The sequence below is a fragment of the Nitrospira sp. CR1.1 genome (assembly GCA_014055465.1).
GTDB lineage: Bacteria > Nitrospirota > Nitrospiria > Nitrospirales > Nitrospiraceae > Nitrospira_A.
Genome location: WIAF01000002.1, coordinates 114,736 through 133,465, shown reverse-complemented (window position 1 = coordinate 133,465; position 18,730 = coordinate 114,736). Strand labels below are relative to the sequence as shown.

Annotated in this window: 22 protein-coding genes and 1 riboswitch; of the genes, 14 read left to right on the top strand and 8 right to left on the bottom strand. The window is 58.7% G+C overall.

Going from position 1 to position 18,730, the window contains the following annotated elements:
* Nucleotides 1-6 precede the first annotated feature (6 nt).
* The 6 genes from GDA65_05240 to GDA65_05215 all read left to right on the top strand — a co-directional run bounded on the left by GDA65_05240 (nucleotide 7) and on the right by GDA65_05215 (nucleotide 4,511).
* Nucleotides 7-1,401 (top strand): response regulator, encoded by a 1,395-nt coding sequence (locus tag GDA65_05240; protein ID MBA5862096.1) that lies wholly within the window; start codon nucleotides 7-9, stop codon nucleotides 1,399-1,401.
* A 640-nt stretch (nucleotides 1,402-2,041) separates the two neighbouring features.
* A complete protein-coding gene (locus GDA65_05235) occupies nucleotides 2,042-2,362 on the top strand; it encodes a hypothetical protein (GenBank protein ID MBA5862095.1) in 321 nt (106 codons plus the stop codon).
* A gap of 149 nt (nucleotides 2,363-2,511) precedes the next feature.
* Nucleotides 2,512-2,904 (top strand): DUF4440 domain-containing protein, encoded by a 393-nt coding sequence (locus tag GDA65_05230; protein MBA5862094.1) that lies wholly within the window; start codon nucleotides 2,512-2,514, stop codon nucleotides 2,902-2,904.
* A 77-nt stretch (nucleotides 2,905-2,981) separates the two neighbouring features.
* Entirely contained in the window at nucleotides 2,982-3,455 is a 474-nt protein-coding gene (locus GDA65_05225) for a hypothetical protein (protein MBA5862093.1), read from the top strand.
* A gap of 329 nt (nucleotides 3,456-3,784) precedes the next feature.
* A complete protein-coding gene (locus tag GDA65_05220) occupies nucleotides 3,785-4,099 on the top strand; it encodes a hypothetical protein (GenBank protein MBA5862092.1) in 315 nt (104 codons plus the stop codon).
* Nucleotides 4,100-4,160: 61 nt separating this feature from the next.
* Nucleotides 4,161-4,511 (top strand): hypothetical protein, encoded by a 351-nt coding sequence (locus GDA65_05215; protein MBA5862091.1) that lies wholly within the window; start codon nucleotides 4,161-4,163, stop codon nucleotides 4,509-4,511.
* An 84-nt stretch (nucleotides 4,512-4,595) separates the two neighbouring features.
* On the opposite strand, the gene GDA65_05210 is transcribed toward GDA65_05215, so the two are convergent.
* Entirely contained in the window at nucleotides 4,596-4,832 is a 237-nt protein-coding gene (locus GDA65_05210; protein MBA5862090.1) for a hypothetical protein, read from the bottom strand.
* Nucleotides 4,833-5,057: 225 nt separating this feature from the next.
* Here GDA65_05210 and GDA65_05205 point away from each other — a divergent pair, with 225 nt between their 5' ends.
* Both GDA65_05205 and GDA65_05200 read left to right on the top strand, forming a co-directional pair.
* The gene (locus GDA65_05205) at nucleotides 5,058-5,312 is read left to right on the top strand and encodes a hypothetical protein (protein ID MBA5862089.1); all 255 of its coding nucleotides are present in this window, start codon (nucleotides 5,058-5,060) and stop codon (nucleotides 5,310-5,312) included.
* Nucleotides 5,313-5,366: 54 nt separating this feature from the next.
* Nucleotides 5,367-5,849 (top strand): hypothetical protein, encoded by a 483-nt coding sequence (locus tag GDA65_05200; protein ID MBA5862088.1) that lies wholly within the window; start codon nucleotides 5,367-5,369, stop codon nucleotides 5,847-5,849.
* 115 nt (nucleotides 5,850-5,964) lie between these two features.
* Here the strand turns inward: GDA65_05200 and GDA65_05195 are convergent, their stop codons facing one another.
* The 6 genes from GDA65_05195 to GDA65_05170 form a co-directional block, all read right to left on the bottom strand.
* Complete coding sequence (locus GDA65_05195; GenBank protein MBA5862087.1) at nucleotides 5,965-7,056, bottom strand: aminomethyl transferase family protein; 1,092 nt, start codon at nucleotides 7,054-7,056, stop codon at nucleotides 5,965-5,967.
* 34 nt (nucleotides 7,057-7,090) lie between these two features.
* Nucleotides 7,091-7,477, bottom strand: coding sequence for a histidine kinase (locus GDA65_05190; GenBank protein MBA5862086.1), 387 nt, complete (start codon nucleotides 7,475-7,477; stop codon nucleotides 7,091-7,093).
* A 9-nt stretch (nucleotides 7,478-7,486) separates the two neighbouring features.
* Complete coding sequence (locus GDA65_05185; GenBank protein ID MBA5862085.1) at nucleotides 7,487-8,002, bottom strand: tetratricopeptide repeat protein; 516 nt, start codon at nucleotides 8,000-8,002, stop codon at nucleotides 7,487-7,489.
* A gap of 140 nt (nucleotides 8,003-8,142) precedes the next feature.
* On the bottom strand, nucleotides 8,143-8,943 hold the full coding sequence (locus tag GDA65_05180; protein MBA5862084.1) for a thiazole biosynthesis protein: 801 nt from the start codon (nucleotides 8,941-8,943) through the stop codon (nucleotides 8,143-8,145).
* A 139-nt stretch (nucleotides 8,944-9,082) separates the two neighbouring features.
* A complete protein-coding gene (gene thiC, locus GDA65_05175; GenBank protein MBA5862083.1) occupies nucleotides 9,083-10,933 on the bottom strand; it encodes a phosphomethylpyrimidine synthase ThiC in 1,851 nt (616 codons plus the stop codon).
* A 155-nt stretch (nucleotides 10,934-11,088) separates the two neighbouring features.
* Nucleotides 11,089-11,191: riboswitch (TPP riboswitch) on the bottom strand.
* A gap of 87 nt (nucleotides 11,192-11,278) precedes the next feature.
* Nucleotides 11,279-11,833 (bottom strand): DUF3617 family protein, encoded by a 555-nt coding sequence (locus GDA65_05170; protein MBA5862082.1) that lies wholly within the window; start codon nucleotides 11,831-11,833, stop codon nucleotides 11,279-11,281.
* A gap of 191 nt (nucleotides 11,834-12,024) precedes the next feature.
* Here GDA65_05170 and GDA65_05165 point away from each other — a divergent pair, with 191 nt between their 5' ends.
* The 3 genes from GDA65_05165 to GDA65_05155 all read left to right on the top strand — a co-directional run bounded on the left by GDA65_05165 (nucleotide 12,025) and on the right by GDA65_05155 (nucleotide 15,866).
* Nucleotides 12,025-12,621 carry a DUF3365 domain-containing protein gene (locus tag GDA65_05165; protein ID MBA5862081.1) on the top strand — a complete coding sequence of 199 codons (597 nt, stop codon included), beginning with the start codon at nucleotides 12,025-12,027 and terminating at the stop codon, nucleotides 12,619-12,621.
* 629 nt (nucleotides 12,622-13,250) lie between these two features.
* A complete protein-coding gene (locus GDA65_05160) occupies nucleotides 13,251-13,550 on the top strand; it encodes a hypothetical protein (protein MBA5862080.1) in 300 nt (99 codons plus the stop codon).
* A gap of 63 nt (nucleotides 13,551-13,613) precedes the next feature.
* Nucleotides 13,614-15,866 carry a hypothetical protein gene (locus GDA65_05155; protein MBA5862079.1) on the top strand — a complete coding sequence of 751 codons (2,253 nt, stop codon included), beginning with the start codon at nucleotides 13,614-13,616 and terminating at the stop codon, nucleotides 15,864-15,866.
* Between the two features lie 376 nt (nucleotides 15,867-16,242).
* Here GDA65_05155 and GDA65_05150 read toward each other — a convergent pair whose 3' ends face one another.
* Nucleotides 16,243-16,446: a hypothetical protein gene (locus GDA65_05150; GenBank protein ID MBA5862078.1), complete on the bottom strand. Its 204-nt coding sequence runs from the start codon at nucleotides 16,444-16,446 to the stop codon at nucleotides 16,243-16,245.
* Nucleotides 16,447-16,722: 276 nt separating this feature from the next.
* Between GDA65_05150 and GDA65_05145 the strand changes: the two genes are divergently transcribed.
* From GDA65_05145 to nadA, 3 genes are all read left to right on the top strand, one after another.
* Entirely contained in the window at nucleotides 16,723-16,947 is a 225-nt protein-coding gene (locus GDA65_05145; GenBank protein MBA5862077.1) for an addiction module component, family protein, read from the top strand.
* Nucleotides 16,948-17,048: 101 nt separating this feature from the next.
* The gene (locus GDA65_05140; GenBank protein ID MBA5862076.1) at nucleotides 17,049-17,243 is read left to right on the top strand and encodes a hypothetical protein; all 195 of its coding nucleotides are present in this window, start codon (nucleotides 17,049-17,051) and stop codon (nucleotides 17,241-17,243) included.
* A gap of 116 nt (nucleotides 17,244-17,359) precedes the next feature.
* Entirely contained in the window at nucleotides 17,360-18,463 is a 1,104-nt protein-coding gene (nadA, locus tag GDA65_05135; GenBank protein MBA5862075.1) for a quinolinate synthase NadA, read from the top strand.
* Nucleotides 18,464-18,730: the final 267 nt, after the last annotated feature.

Sequence of the window (18,730 nt, the reverse complement as noted above, 5' to 3'; positions counted from 1 at the left end):
AACGGCATGCGCGTATTGCTGGTGGAGGATCATCCCGATGTCCGGTGCCTGTTCGAGCAGGTGATCAGAGCGCGCGGGCATGAGGTGATGGCCTGCGCCGATGGTGAATCAGCAGCGGAGGCCTATGGCCAGCGGCCATATGATCTGGTGCTGCTCGATTGGGAATTGCGCGGGGGTGGAATGGATGGACTGCAGCTGTGCCGGAGTATTCGATCCGGTCCCGGCGGAGATCGCTGCGTCATCGTCATGATCACCGCACACGACTCTCCGGAATCATTGCGGGCGGCGCTTCAGGCCGGGGTCAACGACTATCTGGCCAAGCCCGTTGGCGTCGAGTTCTTACGATTACGTTTGACGATTGCCGAACAGTGGGTGGAGAGTGTGCGGCGCCGCTTCGCGGCTGAAGATGAGGCTCAAGCGCTGCAGTCGCAGCTGGCCGACCACGGCAAGTTTCATGACCTGATCGGCCGAAGTCCGTCTATGGTGGTGTTGTACGAAGAGATTCAACAGATTGCGGCGGTGGATGCGACGGTGTTGATCGAGGGGGAAACCGGCACGGGCAAGGAATTGGTGGCCCGTGCGATCCATCTTTCCAGCCGCCGCGCGCCGCACACATTTCTTGCCGTCAATTGCGCGGGATTCACCGATTCGATTCTAGGTAGCCAACTATTCGGTCACAAAAAGGGGGCCTTTACCGGGGCTATCGACAGCCAGGAGGGAGTCTTTGAGGCCGCGCGGGGAGGGACCATTTTTCTGGACGAGATCGGCGATATTTCCCCTGCCGTACAGACGAGCCTCCTGCGTGTCCTGCAGGAGCGGGAAGTGACGAGATTGGGAGAATCCAAGCCTCGGAAGGTCGACGTCCGGGTCGTGGTCGCGACCCATCACAATCTTGCGGCGGACGTGGAGAAAGGGACCTTCCGGAGGGATTTGCTATATCGGATCAAGGTGGCGCGCCTCCGGCTCGCCCCGCTCCGCGAACGGCCGTCGGATATCCCGCTCCTGGTCCATGCGTTTCTCGGACAATTTCGTTCCGTGATGGAAAAGCCAGTGCTCCGAGTGAGTCCCGAGGCGCTCCAGGTGTTGACCAGCTATTCCTGGCCAGGGAATGTTCGTGAGTTGAAAAGTGCCGTGGAGTCAGCGTTGATTCACTGCAAAGGGACCGTGATGCGGACGGAGGATCTCCCGCCTGAAGTCCGCAGTCCGGAGCCACAGGCGACCTATGTTCCGCTTCAGCGTCAGGACGAGCGAACCCGCATGCTGGCGGCGTTGCAGCGGACCGGCGGCAACCGTTCGGAGGCCGCGCGCTTGCTGGGAATGAGCCGGAGAACGTTCTACCGTCGTCTGGCTGAATACGATGTAGCCGCCTCGGCCGAGATCGGTACGGATTCCTTGCAGTGAACCGGCGCGTGAGCGGGATGACCCGCAGGCGCTCTCCTCTCTCATTGGACGTAGGTCTTGATGCTGTTGCGTTCGTTTCCAGACGCCTTTCATCCTTTTCTGATATCCCCGTTTGATGCCATTGTCATCCCACCCCTGCGCATGTTGTCACATGGCACACGTCTGACACAGCGCCGTGTGCCATCTCATTGACGCATCACATGCTCGCGGAAGGGGTCCTCGGCCTAAGCCCCTAGTATTTTATAGGGCTTTCTCTCCCGTCAGTGATGGCACGATCCTTGATATATGCCTACTGTGAAGACAGTGTCTAGGAAACACTGATGAAACAGCGACGGGCAGGCGACGCAAAGGGCAACTTGGATCTGGAAGGATGGTTAATCTTGAATGGCGTGGATCACGACGTCGTGGTGATCAGTCCGCCCCGACTCCCGGGACCATTCGAGCAACCGGACGTGAGAGACTACATGATGGATAGTGGGTTGAGATGTCGCGAGTGCCGCACAAGAAATGGTCGGACCGGACGCCTGCGGTCGCGGCCGTGCTGACGGCCCTGCAGGGATGGTCGGCAATTTCGGCATGGTTTTCTGCCCAGGCGGGTTGACGATGAAGAGCCGAAACTAGAACCAAAGGAGAGCATGCCATGTGGAATGATCAACAGAATATGTTGGGGAGTGCACGGGAAGATCAGGCGCGGGACGGATCATCCGGATTGAGTCTTGTATCGGGTGTGACTATGGGGGTGAAACGTCGCCCCGAGGATTTGACTCCGCGCGAACAGGAAATTTTGCAGCTGGTCTGGGCGGGATTGACGAACCGCACGATTGCGGAGCAATTGCATATCAGCATCAAGACTGCGGAGGCGCACCGGGCCAATATGATGAAAAAGCTCCGGGTCTCCAATATTGCCCAGCTCTTAAAAACGGCGCTGGAAGAGGGGCTGCTCGCCACCCACGCGGGCTGAAGGGATTCGCGGCGGCCCGCACTCTCGGGGGAAGTCCCACTTCCGGCAGTGCGGCGGCCCCCCGCGAGTCCGTCCCCTCGCAGCACAAATGAGGCTCGCACCGGCGACGGCGTTTGCAGTAAAATGCCGCACCGTCGCAGGAGCGAGCCGTGGTCGAACAACGTATCGAAGAAATCACCCGCGCGAATCTAGCGTTTTACGCCGCCTTTGAAAGCCTGGATATGCTCCAGATGGACAAAGTGTGGGCGCATCTCGAGTACGTTACCTGCATTCACCCAGGCTGGACCCTCCGAAGCGACTGGCCCGCAGTGCGCGATTCCTGGGTGCTCATCTTCAATAACACCTTCTCCATGAAATTCGAACTGTCCGACGTGCAGGTCCAGGTTGCAGGCGACCTGGGCTGGGTGATCTGTACCGAGCACCTCACCAGCCGGCAGGACGACCAGCCGGTTGAAACCCGCGTGCTCGCGACCAATCTTTTTGAACGGATCGGTGATGAGTGGTTGATGATTCATCACCACGGCAGCCCTGTAATGGGGTGAAGCTCCCGGCGTGGAGGGGCGGCGGCCTCGTCATTCTCGACGAAGCGCATCTGCTCAGGCGATGATGTCCCGCTGAGATGTTCCCAGCCGGTCGCGCCACTGCTGTGAATGCCTATGCCCGTCCGCGTGATTTCAATGGAAACGTGTTCGGCATGACAGGTCTGTCTTTCGCCGTAGGGTGGGTCGGGTTGTGGGCCGTCCTATTGTCGGGCTGTGCCACGGTGGCTCACATTACGACCTTATCAGATGAATCCTGCCGCCAGACGGCGCGCGGCCAGCTTGAATCCATCCTGGTAGAAGAGGGTGAACAACCAGAGATGGCGAATCGCCTCGCCGGTACCACAACCGCCGTACTGGCAACCGGGTCACTGGGGCCTCGTCCCTTCAGAGTGTCTTCGCCGTCCGGCGCAGACTACAGTTTCTTTGTCCAACTCACAGGCGACCGCTGCCTCCTGCGACTCTATGGCCGCCAAAAGGGGTTTATGCGGTACACCAACAATCTCACCTATATTTCAACTCGTGCACTCGACGGGTGCGCCTGCGCCGAATGATTGGCGCCTCGTGGGCGTGATTCCCCCCTTGCCTTCTTCTCTCCGCTTCTGAAATCGATCGAGTCGACCGGGTCTTTGAGATGTCTGACGCTTCCGACGAGCGCCAGCGTACTGCCTATGCAGTTGTGCAACCTGTCTCATGATGATGACTTGGCACAGGTCTGTTGATCGTGACACAGCAGCGAGCCGTCTGTGTTTCCCAAGATGAATGGCGCAAGTTGTTGTTTCTTCTGCGAGGGGACACATGATGGGCTCATGGCACGGGCTTTGAAAGAGTGCTCGGCAGATGACGTAAGGCGAACCCCCTGCGGAGTATAAAGGATGGAGGTGTGAAGATGGGAGTGAAGGAGCGTCCACGAGTGAGCCCCTATGGCAGGAGTACCAAGGAGGAACGGACCATGACGGTGAAAGGGTTTTTGCTGAAAGATCGGGAAGAGCAGGAGTATCTATTGGCCATTCAGCCGGCGATGCATGGCATGTTTGAACGATTGATTGTGCGTCAAAAGGTCGATGGCTGTTGGGTTGAACTGAACGGGAATGCGCTGGGAACGTGGCAACCGCGCACCCAAGCCATTACGGCCGTGTTGGGTTATCTCCAACGCCTGTGGGATACCTCGAAACCTGTCGCCGCGCGGGAGAATTAACCGAAGGCATCTCGTGGGGCCGTGGGCGCCGGTGGGGCAGGCTATATGAAGGAGGTGTGTAATGTTGGCCGAACAACAAGCCGGGATCGGGGAGAAAGAAGACCCGGCTGTCAGCAGATCGTCTGCGAAGAGCCGTGAGGTGTCTACCGGTTCTGAAGCGGTCGTCCTGAATCGAAAGCCGGAGGATCTCACGTCGCGCGAGATGGAAATTCTGCGCCTGATCTGGGATGGTCACACCAATCGCAGCATTGCGAAACTTCTGCACATCAGCGTGAAGACTGCCGATACTCATCGGGCCAACATGATGAAGAAACTGCGGGTCTCAAACACCGCCCAGTTGTTGAAGGCGGCCCTAGAAGGGAAACTGCTGCATACTCGCGATGAAATTCTGCGCTCCGACGGAGGCAGGTAACGGCTGAAGCCTATTTGGAAGACCCGGTGCCTTCGGCTGGTGCGCAGGCTGTGCGGACGGGATCCTCGAGTCAAGCCGAAGCGGTCACAACCCGGGGATAGGGTGGGGGAGGTCTTTCGTGCCGAGCGTCTGAAGCCATTCGGCTGCGACCACATCACGCTCTTCCATCGTCAGCCCTGCGTATTTGCGGAACATCTGCGGCCCTCGCCGCCGTCGCCAGGTCAGAAATCCCAGGAAATGGTCCTTGCAGATGGAACGGGTGCCCGCCGGCGCATACACTCTCGCCTGACAACCATCGATCAAACAGCTCTGTCCGCTCATCTGTGCCTCCCCGTCATTCCCACAAAGTATGCCGGAGATGACCGTGCAAATGCAATGCGGCATCCCGCAGTCGAGGAGGTGCTGTCAGGGGAGGACAATATGCCGCCGCCGTCGCGTCTTCGACGTCTCGCGCCCCGCAGGGAATTTCGCTTGCAATCCTGTCTGGCCGCCAGGTACCGTACCCCGTTCTCCAGTCAGCTTCGGGCCGGGTGCGCGAGCCTATTCATGGTCATGCAGGTTATATCGGTGGTTGGAGCCCTCATGGTGCTCATCGCCTATGGCCTCATTCAGGCCGGTGCCTGGCGCGAGCTGGATGCAGGGTATTTGGCCTTGAACATCATCGGGTCGTTGTTGCTGGGGATTGTGGCGATTGAAGATCGGCGAGTGGGGTTCGTCCTGCTGGAATTTGCGTGGGCGGGAATTGCGTTGGTCGGGGTGGCCCGGTCGATACGAGCCAGGCGCGCCGCACGCAGCCTCTGATCGTAAACGACATCATACACATCAGGCAGTCTTGTAACGAAGGAGTACAGCGCTATGGCAGGGTTGTTGTCGGCGGATGACGTGTTTGAACAGGCGAAGGATGCGGCGGTCGGGGCGACCAATGCGGACGAGAAGGCGCTCCAGATCGATTATGAGGCCCTGCAGTTGAAGTTTAGGGCTGCCCTGGGCGATCGCAAAGTGGCCCGATGCCACATCAATAAATTCTTACCCGAAGGGTACGAAGATCAAGGGCGGTTCAACCTTCTTCTTCTGACGGCGGGCAATGTCATTTTTGATATCGTGATCGGAGATTCGTATTTCCGTTACGACGTGGTGTCGGTCGGGCAGTTGGACAAAGTGCAGGTCATCGACGCGATGTGGGACAATCGGGAGAAGCGCCGTGAGGAGCCGTTCTTGAGCCTCCGGTTGATGCATGCCGAAGAAACCCATCTGTTGTTGGCATTGGACGATGAGGAGCGGAAGAGCTTGCTCGGATTCGCGTCAGCCGTGTCGGCCGTGCGCAATCCTGAAAAGTAAGGAACTTGCTTCACGAGTGGGATTGAGAGGAAGCGTACGTCGAAATGGTGAGGAGCACGATGCGCTGAATGCAGCGCATTACGTGAACGCCGCGGCGAACGTTTTTACCATCCTGCTATGGACGAACGTAGAACGGAAGGGCATGGACGGTGGCTTGATGGCGCCTCCCTGCCGCTTCCACCGTGAGGTCGGTGTCCGGCGCAGAAAAATCGCGTAGCGGAAACCCGAATGCCAGTACGGCATTTCGCTGCGGCGAAAAGACGGCGCTGCTGACCCATCCCACCTCCCGCTCTCCGCTGAACAACTTGGAGCCCCTCGCCGGAACCGATTGATCCTGAATCACTAACCCGACCAGGTGCCGCCGAACGTTCCCATAGGTATCCATCCGCGCCACCACTTCCTGCCCCGGGTAACAACCCTTCGAGAGGCTGAAGGCTTTGCCTTCCAAGTTCGCTTCAGGCGGCACGATTTCTTCATTGAGATCGGGTCCGGCCTTGGGGAGACCCGCCTCGATCCGCAACAGTTCGCGCGCCTGCGCGCCGACGGGTTTGATAGCGAAAGGCGCTCCGGCAGTCATGAGTTGACTCCATGCGGTGGCGAGCCCATCGACGGGCAGTAAAATTTCCAGATCCTGTTCGCCGGTTTCTTCCGTGCGCATGATCAGCGCCGGCTGGCCGCTGACCGTGGCGGGAATGGTCTGCAGGAGTTCCAATGCATGGACCTCGACGCCGAAGGCGGCTGACACCACTTCCGCTGATTTCGGCCCGCTCACTAGCAGCAGTCCCCAGCTCTCGGAACCGTTCTCCATCTTCGCCTTGGTGCCGTAAAGCAGGAACTTGCGCAGGGCTTGAAACGTAGCATCCCCGACCTCGCCCACATCTTCGATCCACACGGCGTCGCTCTGGATGTACACCCGGAAATAGCCCAGCATTTTGCCCTTGTGAGTAAGGAAGCTGGAGTAGCGGCCCTGTCCAGGAGGAAGGGGAAGAATGTCGTTGCTGATAATGCTCTGGAGCCACTTGATGCGGTCATCGCCGGTTACCCGGAATTTCCCGCGGTGGGACAGGTCCGAAATCCCGACGCTGTTGCGCACGGCGGCATGTTCCGCCGCGACGTCGCCATAGTGCGCCGGCACAGACCATCCCGTGATGTCTTCGAACGTGGCGCCGAGCTGCTGGTGTTGATCATGGAGCCGTGATGATTTCATACAAAGACCGCTGATCCTTTAGCTGGCTTCGCCCTCACAATTGCGCGGAAGGCTGAGGATGAATGAGTTCTTCCACGAGATCTTTCGTGCGAGCTGAAAATTCGTTTCGTGAGACGATTTTGGTCACGCCGAGCTCCTTCGCGCGGCGCCAGGTGTCCACTTCCTCGTGATTGGCAAAGGCGAGAATAGGCAGCGAACGCAATGCGGGATTGCTCTGAATGGTTTCAAGCGCCTTGAAGGCATCGACCGCTAGGTCGTTCATGTTCAGAATCAACGCGAGCGGGCTTGCCGAAGCCGCCTTTTCTGCCACTTCATCCTGATGGCGAATCCGCTCCAGGGTATATCCCTGCGGACGCAAGGCATCGCGTACCTTCGTGTAGAAAAAAATGTCGGTGACGGCGACGAAGATCGTGTTGTTCATGACGTGAAACTAATTCAGGGAGCTGATGAGGCGTCCCAACGCCTTCTTAGCCAGAGCATAGTCCGGATTGAGTGCCAGGGCTTGCTTGTAGCAGTCGATGGCGTCGCTCCACTTGCCCTGACGTTCATAAACGCGGCCCAGGTTGAGGTGCGGGAACGCCGGGCTTTCATACCGTGGGGCCTGCATCGCTTTTTGAAACCATGGAATCGCCTCGTCCAAGTCGCCCTTTTCGATCAAATAGGCGCCGATGTCGTTGTAGGGGTTGCCGAAGTGCGGATCGCAGGCGATGGCCTTATGGCATTCCTCGATGGCTTCATCCAGCTTGCCCATGAAGCTGTAGGTCCAGCCGAGAAAGGTGTAGGCTTCAGCCGTCTGATGCGTCGCCAGCGACAATTTGTACAGACTGACCGCTTCTTCCAGCTGCCCCTTCATCTGCTGTTCGTAGGCTTGCTGAAACAGCTGCCAGGCTTCGCGCTTGTCTTCCTCGCTGCCGTCGCCCTGTATGAGAAAATCTTGTACATCCATATGCGGCTTCTGAAACAGGTTTCCGGCTGCGTTCTCGGGCGCTCACTCAACTCGACGTACGAACACAGTACGCCTCGTCGATTTCGCTTCCTGCGGCCTTGCTGGAAACCCGTTTGAGAAGCCGCAGGGGGTAGTATGAACTAATGCTTCTTCAGCTTGTCTCGGATTAACTCGGCGCCGTACCGGCCTGAAAGTAACATCGATCCGAAGGCCGGGCCCATGCGCGGCGTACCGAATACTGCCGCAACCGCGAGGCCGATCACGAAGCAATTGGGGGAGACTTCTCCGGTCCGGTCCATCACTTCTTCTTCCGAGCGCGACACCCACATGGCGCCATTGCCGGGCACCTGTTGATAGAGCCCGCGCTTATGCAGGAGGTTCACCACCACCGCGTCATGTCCAGTAGCGTCGACCACGATTTTACTCTCCAAGGCGATCGGATCGACATGGATAATATCGTGACCGGCCATTTCGGCGGTGGTGCTGTTGACCACGACCCCTTCGAGTACGCCGTCCCGGCGCAGAATTAGATCGACGACCCTCGTCAGGTTCATGATCTTCGCACCGGCGTTATAGGCGGCGGCGATCAACGCGCCCGTGGCATGCGGGGGATCCACCATGTACATGCCGGGGCATTCCTTGATCTGCTTGCAGGGCACGCCGATTTCTTTGAGGATCTTGTGGGCCGGAGCACAGATGGTGGCCTTGTTCATCAGGTAGCCGCCGGACCAAAATCCTCCGCCCAAGGCAAGGCTTTGTTCGACAATGAGAGTCTTCACCCCCATCCTGGCGAGATCGTGTGCGCAGATCAAGCCCGAAGGGCCGGCCCCGACGATGATCACGTCGCTTTCGATCAGTTGATCGAACTCTGTATAGTATTCCCGCGCAATCTGGCGGGTGATGTCGCGCTCGCGTAATGGCGCAGGTTTCGGCTTCCCCATGCGGTTTTTCCCTTCAGCGGCTGTTGAACATGACTTCCAGCTTCGTTCTCAGCTCGCCCAAATCCTCAACGTGCCCCTGAGGGTACGCCTCCGGTTTGGACTCGTCTGCGGCCTCGCTGGGTAGCCATTTTGACGAGCCTCATAGATAGATCTCGGAGCCGGCTTTCTTAAATTCTTCCGACTTTTCTTTCATGCCAATCTGAATGGCCTGCTGTTCTTCCAGCTCCTTCTTGGCCGCATAGTCACGGACGTCTTGCGTAATTTTCATCGAGCAGAAATGCGGGCCGCACATGCTGCAGAAATGAGCGACCTTCGCCGCATTGTCCGGCAGCGTGGCATCATGATATGCGCGGGCCGTCTCCGGATCGAGCGCGAGGTTGAACTGGTCTTCCCAGCGGAACTCGAATCGGGCTTTGGACATGGCATTGTCGCGCACTTGCGCGCCGGGGTGTCCCTTCGCCAGGTCCGCCGCATGCGCGGCAATCTTGTAGGTCACGACCCCGACTTTCACATCTTCCTTGGTCGGCAATCCCAGGTGTTCTTTCGGCGTCACGTAGCAGAGCATCGCGCAGCCGTACCAGCCGATCATCGCGGCGCCGATGCCAGAGGTGATGTGGTCGTATCCGGGGGCGATATCGGTGGTCAACGGCCCCAGGGTATAGAAGGGCGCTTCCTGACATTCCTTGAGCTGCTTCTCCATGTTCTCTTGGATCATATGCATCGGCACATGGCCGGGCCCTTCGATCATGACCTGCACATCGTGATTCCAGGCGATCTTGGTCAGTTCGCCCAGGGTTTCCAATTCGGCGAATTGTGCGTCGTCGTTGGCGTCGGCGATCGAGCCGGGCCGCAGGCCGTCGCCGAGACTGAAGGCCACGTCGTAGGCTTTCATGATGTCGCAAATCTCTTCGAAGTGCATGTAGGCAAAGTTCTCTTGATGGTGCGCGAGGCACCATTTGGCGTGAATGGAGCCGCCGCGCGAGACGATGCCGGTCATGCGCTTCGCCGTCATCGGCACGTAGCGCAGCAGCACCCCAGCATGAATGGTGAAATAGTCCACCCCTTGCTCGGCCTGTTCGATCAGGGTATCGCGGAAAATCTCCCAGGTCAGGTCTTCGGCCTTGCCGTTGACTTTTTCGAGTGCCTGATAGATCGGCACGGTGCCGATCGGCACGGGCGAATTGCGAATGATCCATTCCCGCGTCTCGTGAATGTTTTTGCCGGTGGAGAGGTCCATCACCGTGTCGGCGCCCCAGCGGATCGACCAGATCATCTTCTCGACTTCTTCCTCGATCGAGGAAGCGACGGCCGAGTTGCCGATGTTGGAATTGATCTTCACCAGGAAGTTCCGGCCGATAATCATGGGCTCGGATTCCGGATGGTTGATGTTGTTGGGAATAATGGCGCGGCCGCGGGCGACTTCATCGCGCACGAATTCGGGCGTGATGAGGCTGGGGATGCGTGCCCCCCAGGCCTGGCCGGGATGCTGTGCAATGCCTCCGCCATGCCCGTTGCCCGCCGCCATCAAGTCCTTCGCGCGTGCCCGTGATTGATTCTCCCGGATAGCGATGAATTCCATTTCCGGCGTGATGATGCCCTGTTTGGCATAGTGCATTTGGCTGACGTTCCGTCCGGGCTTGGCGCGGAGCGGTTTGCGGATATGGGTAAACCGGAGGTCCGCCAGTTTCGGATCAGCCGCTCGTTGACGGCCGTATTGTGACGTCACTTGCGGGAGTTCTTCGGTATCCTGCCTTGCTTCGATCCATGCTCGGCGCAAGGGCTGCAAGCCGGCGCGGACGTCGATCGTGATATTTGGATCGGTGTAGGGGCCGGAGGTATCGTAGACGGTAATCGGTTGATTGGGCTGGCCGCCTTTGCCGTTGGTCGAGTGCGTCGGGGTCAGGCTGATTTCACGCATCGGCACCCGGACACCGGGCTGAGCCCCTTCGACATGCACCTTGCGCGAGGCGGCAAAGGGAGCGGTGGTCAAGCGCGCGGTGGAAGGCGTGGAGCCGTGACCATTCTGTGAACCGTTCTGTGTATGGGCCTCGCTCATGGCAGCAATCCTTTCGTCGGAAGTGAGCGTCTGACGACCAAATAAAAAAGCCGCATCCAGCTTGGGTGCGGCTTGAAGCGATCACGAAGCCAGTGAACCGGTCGCTTCCCTACGCTGGTATTACCCAGGTCAGGTTGTGAGGGTCGTCCGATCGCTCGGACTCTCAGCCGGATGGCACCCCTAGCTGTCGTTGGTGATCGTACCGAGCTACCAGGGCGAAGTCAATCTTCTGGAAGGCCTAGTAACTGAGGGGCCTCATGGGGCATGTGGCCCGATGCCTCAATCGGCTATGCCGCTACAACTTGTTCCGATCCAGCGGCCTTTCATGTCGAGATGGACTTTTCCGGCGCGTGGGCGGTCGGTATCCATGCTGCCCATGAGCGTCTCCGGGGTCTGCGCTTCCACGCTTATCCGCGAGGTGGAAGCGTGTGGTGGAGGACAGGTGCGTTCAAGGACCAGTTTGCCGGCCGACTTCGACAAGACGGTGGTGTGACAGCCTGGCTCGTCGTCATCGCTTTCCTTGATGATGCGATGTTGATCCAGGTCCTCCTTCGTGATGCACGTCTTGACGGAATGGATGGTTGGCTTGCCGGCGCGCGCCTGCATCGACTGTTCGACCTTGGCCCGTTGTTCTGGCGGCATGGCGGCCAAGACGTCCGGCGGCACCAGCATCCCGCTTGATTGGGTTGTAAAGGTCATTTCCCAGGCGCCGGGTTTCGCCTTCAGCGAGTCGGCGCGGGCGGCGGGAGGCGCGCCGATGAGGATGGGATTCGGGATGAGTCCGAGAGTTAGCAGAAAAGCGAATCCGCCAAGAGTGGTCGTGAGATGCGTCATCGTTCCGTCTCCTCTCTGTCTCTGAGGACTATCCCCAGTTCATCGGAGCTATCTTACTCGCTTCCGAGTCGCAAGGCACGCCATTCCATATGCCGGTGAGCACGCTCAGCGCTCGCTTTGCTGATTCTACAGGCGTAAGATTTTCTCCAAGGGTGCATGATGGACTGCGCTTACAGAAATGGAGGCACATCATGAACGGGAGAGGTTTTTGGCTGGGCCTGGTTCTGGGCGCGGGGGTGATGGGCCTGATGGGGCAGGGGGGCTTTGCCACCGCCGGCAAGGAGGGCGGGCGGCCCACCTGCATCGAGGCAGGGGCGGTGGCCGAGTATCTGCATAGCGTCATCCAGGCGGATCGCACATTTTACACGACGGATGTCGTTGAGCGGATGCAGATGCGCGGGATTGCTTTTGCCGCGGAAAACTGGCGGGAGACGTCCCGGCTTCCCCTTCCGGCTCAATATTTGTTGGAAACCGGGCGGCTTGTGGCGGCAGGGCGAAACGGGCTGCAATACCGGTTGATCAGCAATTGGGCGATCAATACCAAGAACCGGCCGATGACCGACTTTGAGCGGGCCGGCCTGACGGAAATTCTCGTGAATCCCGATCAACCCTATACCGCTGTGACTGCCGAGGGCGGCACTCCTGTGTTTCAAGCCATTTATGCAGACAAAGCGGTATCCCAGTCTTGTATCGGCTGCCACAATGCCCATCCCAATAGTCCGAAAAAGGATTTCAAGCCGCAGGACGTGATGGGAGGGATTCTGCTCACGATTCCGCTGTCTCACTAGGCGGCGAGGATCGGACAACGAGAGCGGGTTAACCGAGCATGGTCGGCCTGTGTCTCGATCCAACATCCGGCAATTCCGCCCATGGACCACCCTACCCCGACCGCTTGGTCACCGAGACTGATTCAGCGGACCGGTAACGACTCACCTTCTTGAAGCGCAACGGACAGCCGGGAACAGACTCCCGGTCCCTATGGCTGCGATTTCACCATCCAGACGATTCTGAACGATGCGGCGGAAGATGCGTCACGGCATGTTGTCGGTGCGACGAGTCGGGAGCACGGGATGGCAGGAGACCGGACGCACCCGGGGCGAGAAGGTTTTCCTTCGCACATCATTTCACGGTATGCATCGCGAAGCACCGTGAGCATGTGCTGTATGTCCTGCGCGCGTGTATCGCATCAGATACCGCCCTCGTATCGTATCGGATACGGGAACGGATGCCGTGACCTGAGTGCCGGCCCGCGGGCGGCGGGTCGGATACGCAATATTTCACAGACTTCCAAATACCTGTTTTTTGTTCCATGCGTGGAGTGCGCCGGCGTCGAATGCGGTACACGGTTTGCTCTCAATAGACTGTCGTAGCGCCCCCGTACAACTGCCACAACTCTACGCTTCAAACGAGGTGTCCCGTGCTGCTGCACATCGCTCTACAGGAGGGCTTTCATCACGACGACGTGCGTGTGACGGTGGATGCCCGGGAGGCCTTGGCGAATGCGGACCTTACGACACGGCGACAAACCGGATACGCCGGTTCTGTGGACGTCGATGTGACGCGCAGTCCGGTCGTGGTGGAGGTGGTGCTGGGCAAGCGGGGGGTGACTCAACGCCAATCGGTGTCGGTGGATCGTCCGACCTATGTCGGCCTGTCCCTCACACCCGAAGGAAAGTTGGTCTGGAGAACGTCCCACGAACCGTTCGGGTACCTGTGACGAGACGTGCCGGGTCGGCAGTGACGCATGAGGGTTGCGACTCATCAGAACAGGAGGCAGAGTATGAAAGAGCAAGACCACATCGATCAGGAGTATCTTGTCGAAGCATCTGAAGTTGCTCGTTCCGGTGTTGAGCCTCTCATCCCCATTCTTCCCTGGCCGCCGCGTATCCGAGTGAGCGGGTTATATGTGGCATCCCGGATTGTGACGCCGCCCATTCCGGCGCCTGGCCCCTTGCCGATTCAGCCCATTCCGATCGCTCAGCCGCTGCCGGGCAGCGTGCCCACATCAGCCGCTCCCTGGCAAATTGAGGAACTCCTGCCCTGGGGTTTGCTTCGCGAGGAACTCCGTCTCGATGTCGATGGACGGTATCCGCAGATGATGGCCAGCGGAACGCTCTATGGCGTCTTGGCCAAACGTGTCCACTGGATTGCCCGTCTCACCGCCTCCGGGCCGAACGCCTGGACCGGTTCGATCTGGTTCAAGGATGGCGATGTCGCCGGCTTCCCCTATACGACGGTCGAGATCACCACGACGGCAACCTTTCTGTCCAGCCAGCGTAAAGCCGTGGTCCGGCTTTCAGGAGGCGGCACGTCGGTTCGCACGAGAACGCTGGCGTTCAAATCACCGTACTTCCGGCAGGTTGAATTCGAGTTCGATTGCGCCACCGGTGTCACCGCAACCACACACATCGGCACCCACGACCATCCGAATCGCCCGGCCACCTTGCCGAGTGAAACGCTCAGCATCGAGGAGGTCTATCGAAGAGTCGGGTTCGAGGTGCGAAAGTCGGGCAGCGACAGCATCGTTCCCATCGGCGATGCGGGCGCGAACGCGCGTTGGAGCGACAACGAAATGCATGATGCCATGCAGGTCTATTGGTCGCGATTTGCGGGTAAGGCCCAGTGGTCGCTGTGGGTGTTCTTCGCCAAGCTGCATGAACAAGGCACGAGCCTGGGCGGTATCATGTTCGACGACATCGGCCCGAATCATCGTCAGGGGACAGCGATGTTTAACGAATCCTTCATCTCCACGGCGCCGACCGGCGATGCCAACCCGGCGGCGTGGGTCGCGCGGATGCGGTTCTGGACGGCGTGCCACGAAATGGGACATGCTTTTAACCTGGCGCATTCGTGGCAGAAACAACATCCGCCGGACTGGGGCACCCCGTGGATTCCCTTGGCGAACGAGCCGGAAGCCCGCAGCTTCATGAATTACCCGTATAACGTGTCGGGCGGGCAGACGGCGTTTTTCTCCGATTTCGTTTATCGATTCAGCGACAACGAATTGGTGTTCATGCGCCATGCGCCGGAGCGGTTTGTGCAGATGGGAAACGCCGATTGGTTCGACCACCACGGATTCGAGCAGGCAAGCGCTTCCCCGGAGCCTGCGCTGAAGCTCAATCTTCGCGTCGATCGAGCGCATGCCACCTACCAATTCCTTGAACCGGTTGTGCTCGAGCTCAAGCTGACCAATATCGGGTCGCGTCCACTGGTGCTGGAGAAGGAGTTGTTGTCCATGACGGATCATATGACCGTCATCGTCAAGAAGCGGGACAAGCCGGCGCGGCAGTACCTGCCCTTTGCGCGGTATTGCCACGACCAGCAGGCTCAGGTCGTGATGCCCGGCGAGTTTGTCACCGATTCGTTGTTCATCTCTGTGGGGCGAAACGGGTGGGATATTGCCGAACCGGGCTATTACACCATCCAGATCGCCCTGCATATGGAGAAGGAGGACATTGTCTCTGACACCCTGATTATCCGTGTCGCTCCTCCCCGGGGTTACGACGAAGAGTTCCTCGCACAGGACTTTTTCTCTGATGACGTCGGCCGCATCCTCAATTTCGACGGGAGCGCCGTACTCCGTCGGGGGAACGACACGCTCAGAGAGGTGAACGACCGGCTCGGCGATCATGCCGTGGCCTACCATGCGCGGGTGGCTCTGGCCGGGCCGCTGGCCAAAGACTACAAGGTGCTCGACATGGGAGATCGAATGGGGGAGATGGCGTCCGCCAGGGAGGCCGGAGGCCGTCTCCGTCGATCTGCTCCTCGAATTGAGGAGGCACGGCAGCTCTATACGAGCGCATTGCTCGAGAAAAAAGAGCAGGCGATCGCGACCTTGGGACGGACCGACTATGAATACTATCTGGGCCGGTTCAGAGCGGCACTGGTGGAGCATGGGGCGGTGCTGAAGAAGGAGCCGCGCGATGTTAAACGCGATGCCAAACGTGAGAAAAATGGTGATATCGAGCACACCATGAGGGTGATCAAAGAGGCCTTGTCGAGCCTCAAGGAGCAGGAGCCGGTCTCTCGCTAGGCCGGCCGGAGCGGTAGAGAAGCGGGCCGATGCCGTGAGGCACCGGCCCGCTGACTGTGAGCGGTTTGTCGGACTGCCCGATTGAACCCTAAAGTGTCAGCAGCATCCCGGTCTTGTATCGGCTGCCATAATTTCCATCACAATAGCCGGAAGAAAGATTTCAAGCCGGAGGATGTTATGGGAGGGGTTCGGCTGACGATTCCGCTGCCGCAGTAGTTCGGGAGAATGATCTTTGGGAACGGCTGGGACCACCCGCTCGATCGCATAAGGTGTCAGTCTATGACACAGCGACTATTCATTATAGGTGTTCTCTCGGGTCCGACTGAAGCGACGAGGAGAAGGTTTTGGGCGCTTCAAGATAATGAAATCTGAGGTTTCAGTTTTTCCCCTTCCTCGAGTTGCATTCCCGACACATCAGTGCGGCGTTTGATAAATGCGATTTTCCACCAAGCGCATGAGGTTTAATATGGTCAATAGTAAAATTATTCCAATTGAGCGGCACTTTGCACTTCGGACATCGCTTCCGTTCCTCCGAGTGCCACAGTAGTCTACGCTGCTCAATTGTGAAGCCACGCTGCATGAGTGCGCGACTTGCCGCAGCAAGTGCCATTACGTTTGGAAGCCAATGGCGATACCTGTTCTATTTGAGGCGGTTGCCAGCGAGTTGACGGGCCTTGAGCAGGCAAGGCTTAGTCTTGAGATCAGGCAGGCATCGTGCCGAGCAATCACCTGCACCGATTTCTTTTCTTCTCATGTAGTCGTGACCATGAGAGCACATGATGCTTCGTGGCCGGCCTGAACCATCGGTGCACAAGGCAGGCTTTCCGGCTTTCACTCCTTCTGCTAACATTCAACCATGGGATCTAAAGCAACCGGACTGTTAGAGGCGACCCTGAAGCTTCCGCCAGAAGTCCGCGCGGCGATGGCCGGGTCCTTGTTGGACAGCCTGGATATGTGTGTTGATGCCGATGCTGAAATGGAGTGGGAGCAGGAAATCGCCCGCCGCCTTGAGGGCCTCGATTCGTCACATCCTCATCTCGTTCCCTGGAGCGATGCCCGTCGAAAGATACTCGGCCTCTGATACCGGGGCTATCTGTCGTTTTTCATCCTGCCGCTGTTGAGGAAGCTCAAGCTGCTCTGCAATAGTATGTCGCGCAAAGTCAGTCCGCTGCGGATTGGTTTTTGGCTGAACCTGACCGCGGCATCGAAGCCGTCTCTCTTGCTCCGGAACGCTGGACCCTGTTTGTGCATGGAACTCGCCGGTATCTCTTTCGCAGGTTTCCCTTCCAGTTGGTCTACCGAGTCGTGAAGGACTCCGTTCAGGTGGTGGCTATTGCGCACGGCCGCCGTCGGCCAAGATATTGGAAGCTTCGCTAGGGAAGAGGCCATCTGCTCCGACTCATTTCATTGCGTAGCCGCGAGAGGGTGTCGTAGAATTAGCAAGGCCGTGTCTTTTCGTGACACAGGGGATGGACTCAACCGAAAGGCTGCAGGTGAAAACGGTCGCCACGCTTCCGCGTCCTATTACCGATTACCAGTCTCTGTCTGCCGAAGCACTCTTCGAACGGACCCGTGCGGCCAAACGGGCGCTGGGTGACCGGGTGATGATCCTCGGCCATAATTATCAACGCGATGAAGTGATTCAGCACGCCGATTTTCGCGGCGACTCCCTGATATTGGCGCAAGTCGCCGAGCAGCGTTCCGATCGTCCCTATGTGGTGTTCTGCGGCGTGCACTTCATGGCGGAAACGGCTGATGTGTTGAGCCGCTCCAACCAAACCGTCATTCTCCCTGACATGGCGGCGGGCTGCTCTATGGCCGATATGGCGGCGATTGAACAGGTCGAACAGTGCTGGGATGCACTCGGTCGGGTGGTGCCGGTGGAAGAGACGGTTATGCCGGCGGTCTACGTGAACTCTGCGGCGATCTTGAAGGCCTTCTGCGGCGAGCATGGCGGGCTGACCTGCACCTCGTCGAACGCACGCAAGGTGATCGAATGGAGCTGGGCGCGGCGCGAGAAGATTCTGTTTTTCCCCGACGAGCATCTGGGCCGGAATACGGCGAATAAAATGGGCATCCCGCGCGAGCAGATGATTGTCTGGGATCCCTACATGCCGCGCGGCGGCAACTCGGTGGAAGCCATTCTGCGTGCCAAGTTGATCCTCTGGAAGGGGCATTGCAGCGTGCACCAGATGTTTCAGCCCTCGCATGTGGACTATTTTCGCAGGCAATACCAGGACGTGAAGGTGATCGTGCATCCCGAATGCCATGAAGATGTGGTCAACAAGGCCGACCTTGTGGGTTCGACGGAATATATCATTCGCACGATCACGGCAGCGCCTGCGGGCACGACTTGGGCGGTCGGGACTGAGCTGAATTTGGTCAATCGGTTGAAACACGAGCAGACTGACAAGAAAGTGTTTTTCCTCTCCTCGACGGTTTGTCAATGCGCCACCATGTATCGCATCGACGCTCCGCACCTCTGTTGGGCGCTGGAAAACCTTGCCGATGGGCATGTGGTCAACCACATTGTCGTGCCGGATGATGAGAAGCGGTGGGCGAAGGTGGCTTTGGACCGCATGATGGCTCTCAGCTAGCAAGCTGTTGAGAAAGGCCGCCGCCGGCGTTCTCGCGTCGCTCGCACGTTCAACGGACCGCTAAGGGTAAAAGCGCCTGTCTAGGCAGGCGCAGGGCGGGCGGGTAAGAACGTGACGCCTCGCATTCTCGCTCGCTGCGGTCTTGCCGGAAGACGCTTTTGACGATCCTGTAAAAGTTGGCCGCAGTTATTCAGCTGTTCTACGTGGGGCTTGCTGTGAAAGGGCTGGTGCGTTCCCCCTTCCTTCCGGTATATTCCATCCGATCAC

Excerpts from the sequence above, each read along its gene's own strand:
- GDA65_05240 (MBA5862096.1), top strand. The coding sequence starts at position 7 with ATGCGCGTATTGCTGGTGGAGGATCATCCCGATGTCCGGTGCCTGTTC.
- GDA65_05235 (MBA5862095.1), top strand. The coding sequence starts at position 2,042 with ATGTGGAATGATCAACAGAATATGTTGGGGAGTGCACGGGAAGATCAG.
- GDA65_05225 (MBA5862093.1), top strand. The coding sequence starts at position 2,982 with ATGTTCCCAGCCGGTCGCGCCACTGCTGTGAATGCCTATGCCCGTCCG.
- GDA65_05215 (MBA5862091.1), top strand. The coding sequence starts at position 4,161 with ATGTTGGCCGAACAACAAGCCGGGATCGGGGAGAAAGAAGACCCGGCT.
- GDA65_05210 (MBA5862090.1), bottom strand. The coding sequence starts at position 4,832 with ATGAGCGGACAGAGCTGTTTGATCGATGGTTGTCAGGCGAGAGTGTAT.
- GDA65_05205 (MBA5862089.1), top strand. The coding sequence starts at position 5,058 with ATGGTCATGCAGGTTATATCGGTGGTTGGAGCCCTCATGGTGCTCATC.
- GDA65_05200 (MBA5862088.1), top strand. The coding sequence starts at position 5,367 with ATGGCAGGGTTGTTGTCGGCGGATGACGTGTTTGAACAGGCGAAGGAT.
- GDA65_05195 (MBA5862087.1), bottom strand. The coding sequence starts at position 7,056 with ATGAAATCATCACGGCTCCATGATCAACACCAGCAGCTCGGCGCCACG.
- GDA65_05190 (MBA5862086.1), bottom strand. The coding sequence starts at position 7,477 with ATGAACAACACGATCTTCGTCGCCGTCACCGACATTTTTTTCTACACG.
- GDA65_05185 (MBA5862085.1), bottom strand. The coding sequence starts at position 8,002 with ATGGATGTACAAGATTTTCTCATACAGGGCGACGGCAGCGAGGAAGAC.
- GDA65_05180 (MBA5862084.1), bottom strand. The coding sequence starts at position 8,943 with ATGGGGAAGCCGAAACCTGCGCCATTACGCGAGCGCGACATCACCCGC.
- GDA65_05170 (MBA5862082.1), bottom strand. The coding sequence starts at position 11,833 with ATGACGCATCTCACGACCACTCTTGGCGGATTCGCTTTTCTGCTAACT.
- GDA65_05165 (MBA5862081.1), top strand. The coding sequence starts at position 12,025 with ATGAACGGGAGAGGTTTTTGGCTGGGCCTGGTTCTGGGCGCGGGGGTG.
- GDA65_05155 (MBA5862079.1), top strand. The coding sequence starts at position 13,614 with ATGAAAGAGCAAGACCACATCGATCAGGAGTATCTTGTCGAAGCATCT.
- GDA65_05150 (MBA5862078.1), bottom strand. The coding sequence starts at position 16,446 with ATGCAGCGTGGCTTCACAATTGAGCAGCGTAGACTACTGTGGCACTCG.
- GDA65_05145 (MBA5862077.1), top strand. The coding sequence starts at position 16,723 with ATGGGATCTAAAGCAACCGGACTGTTAGAGGCGACCCTGAAGCTTCCG.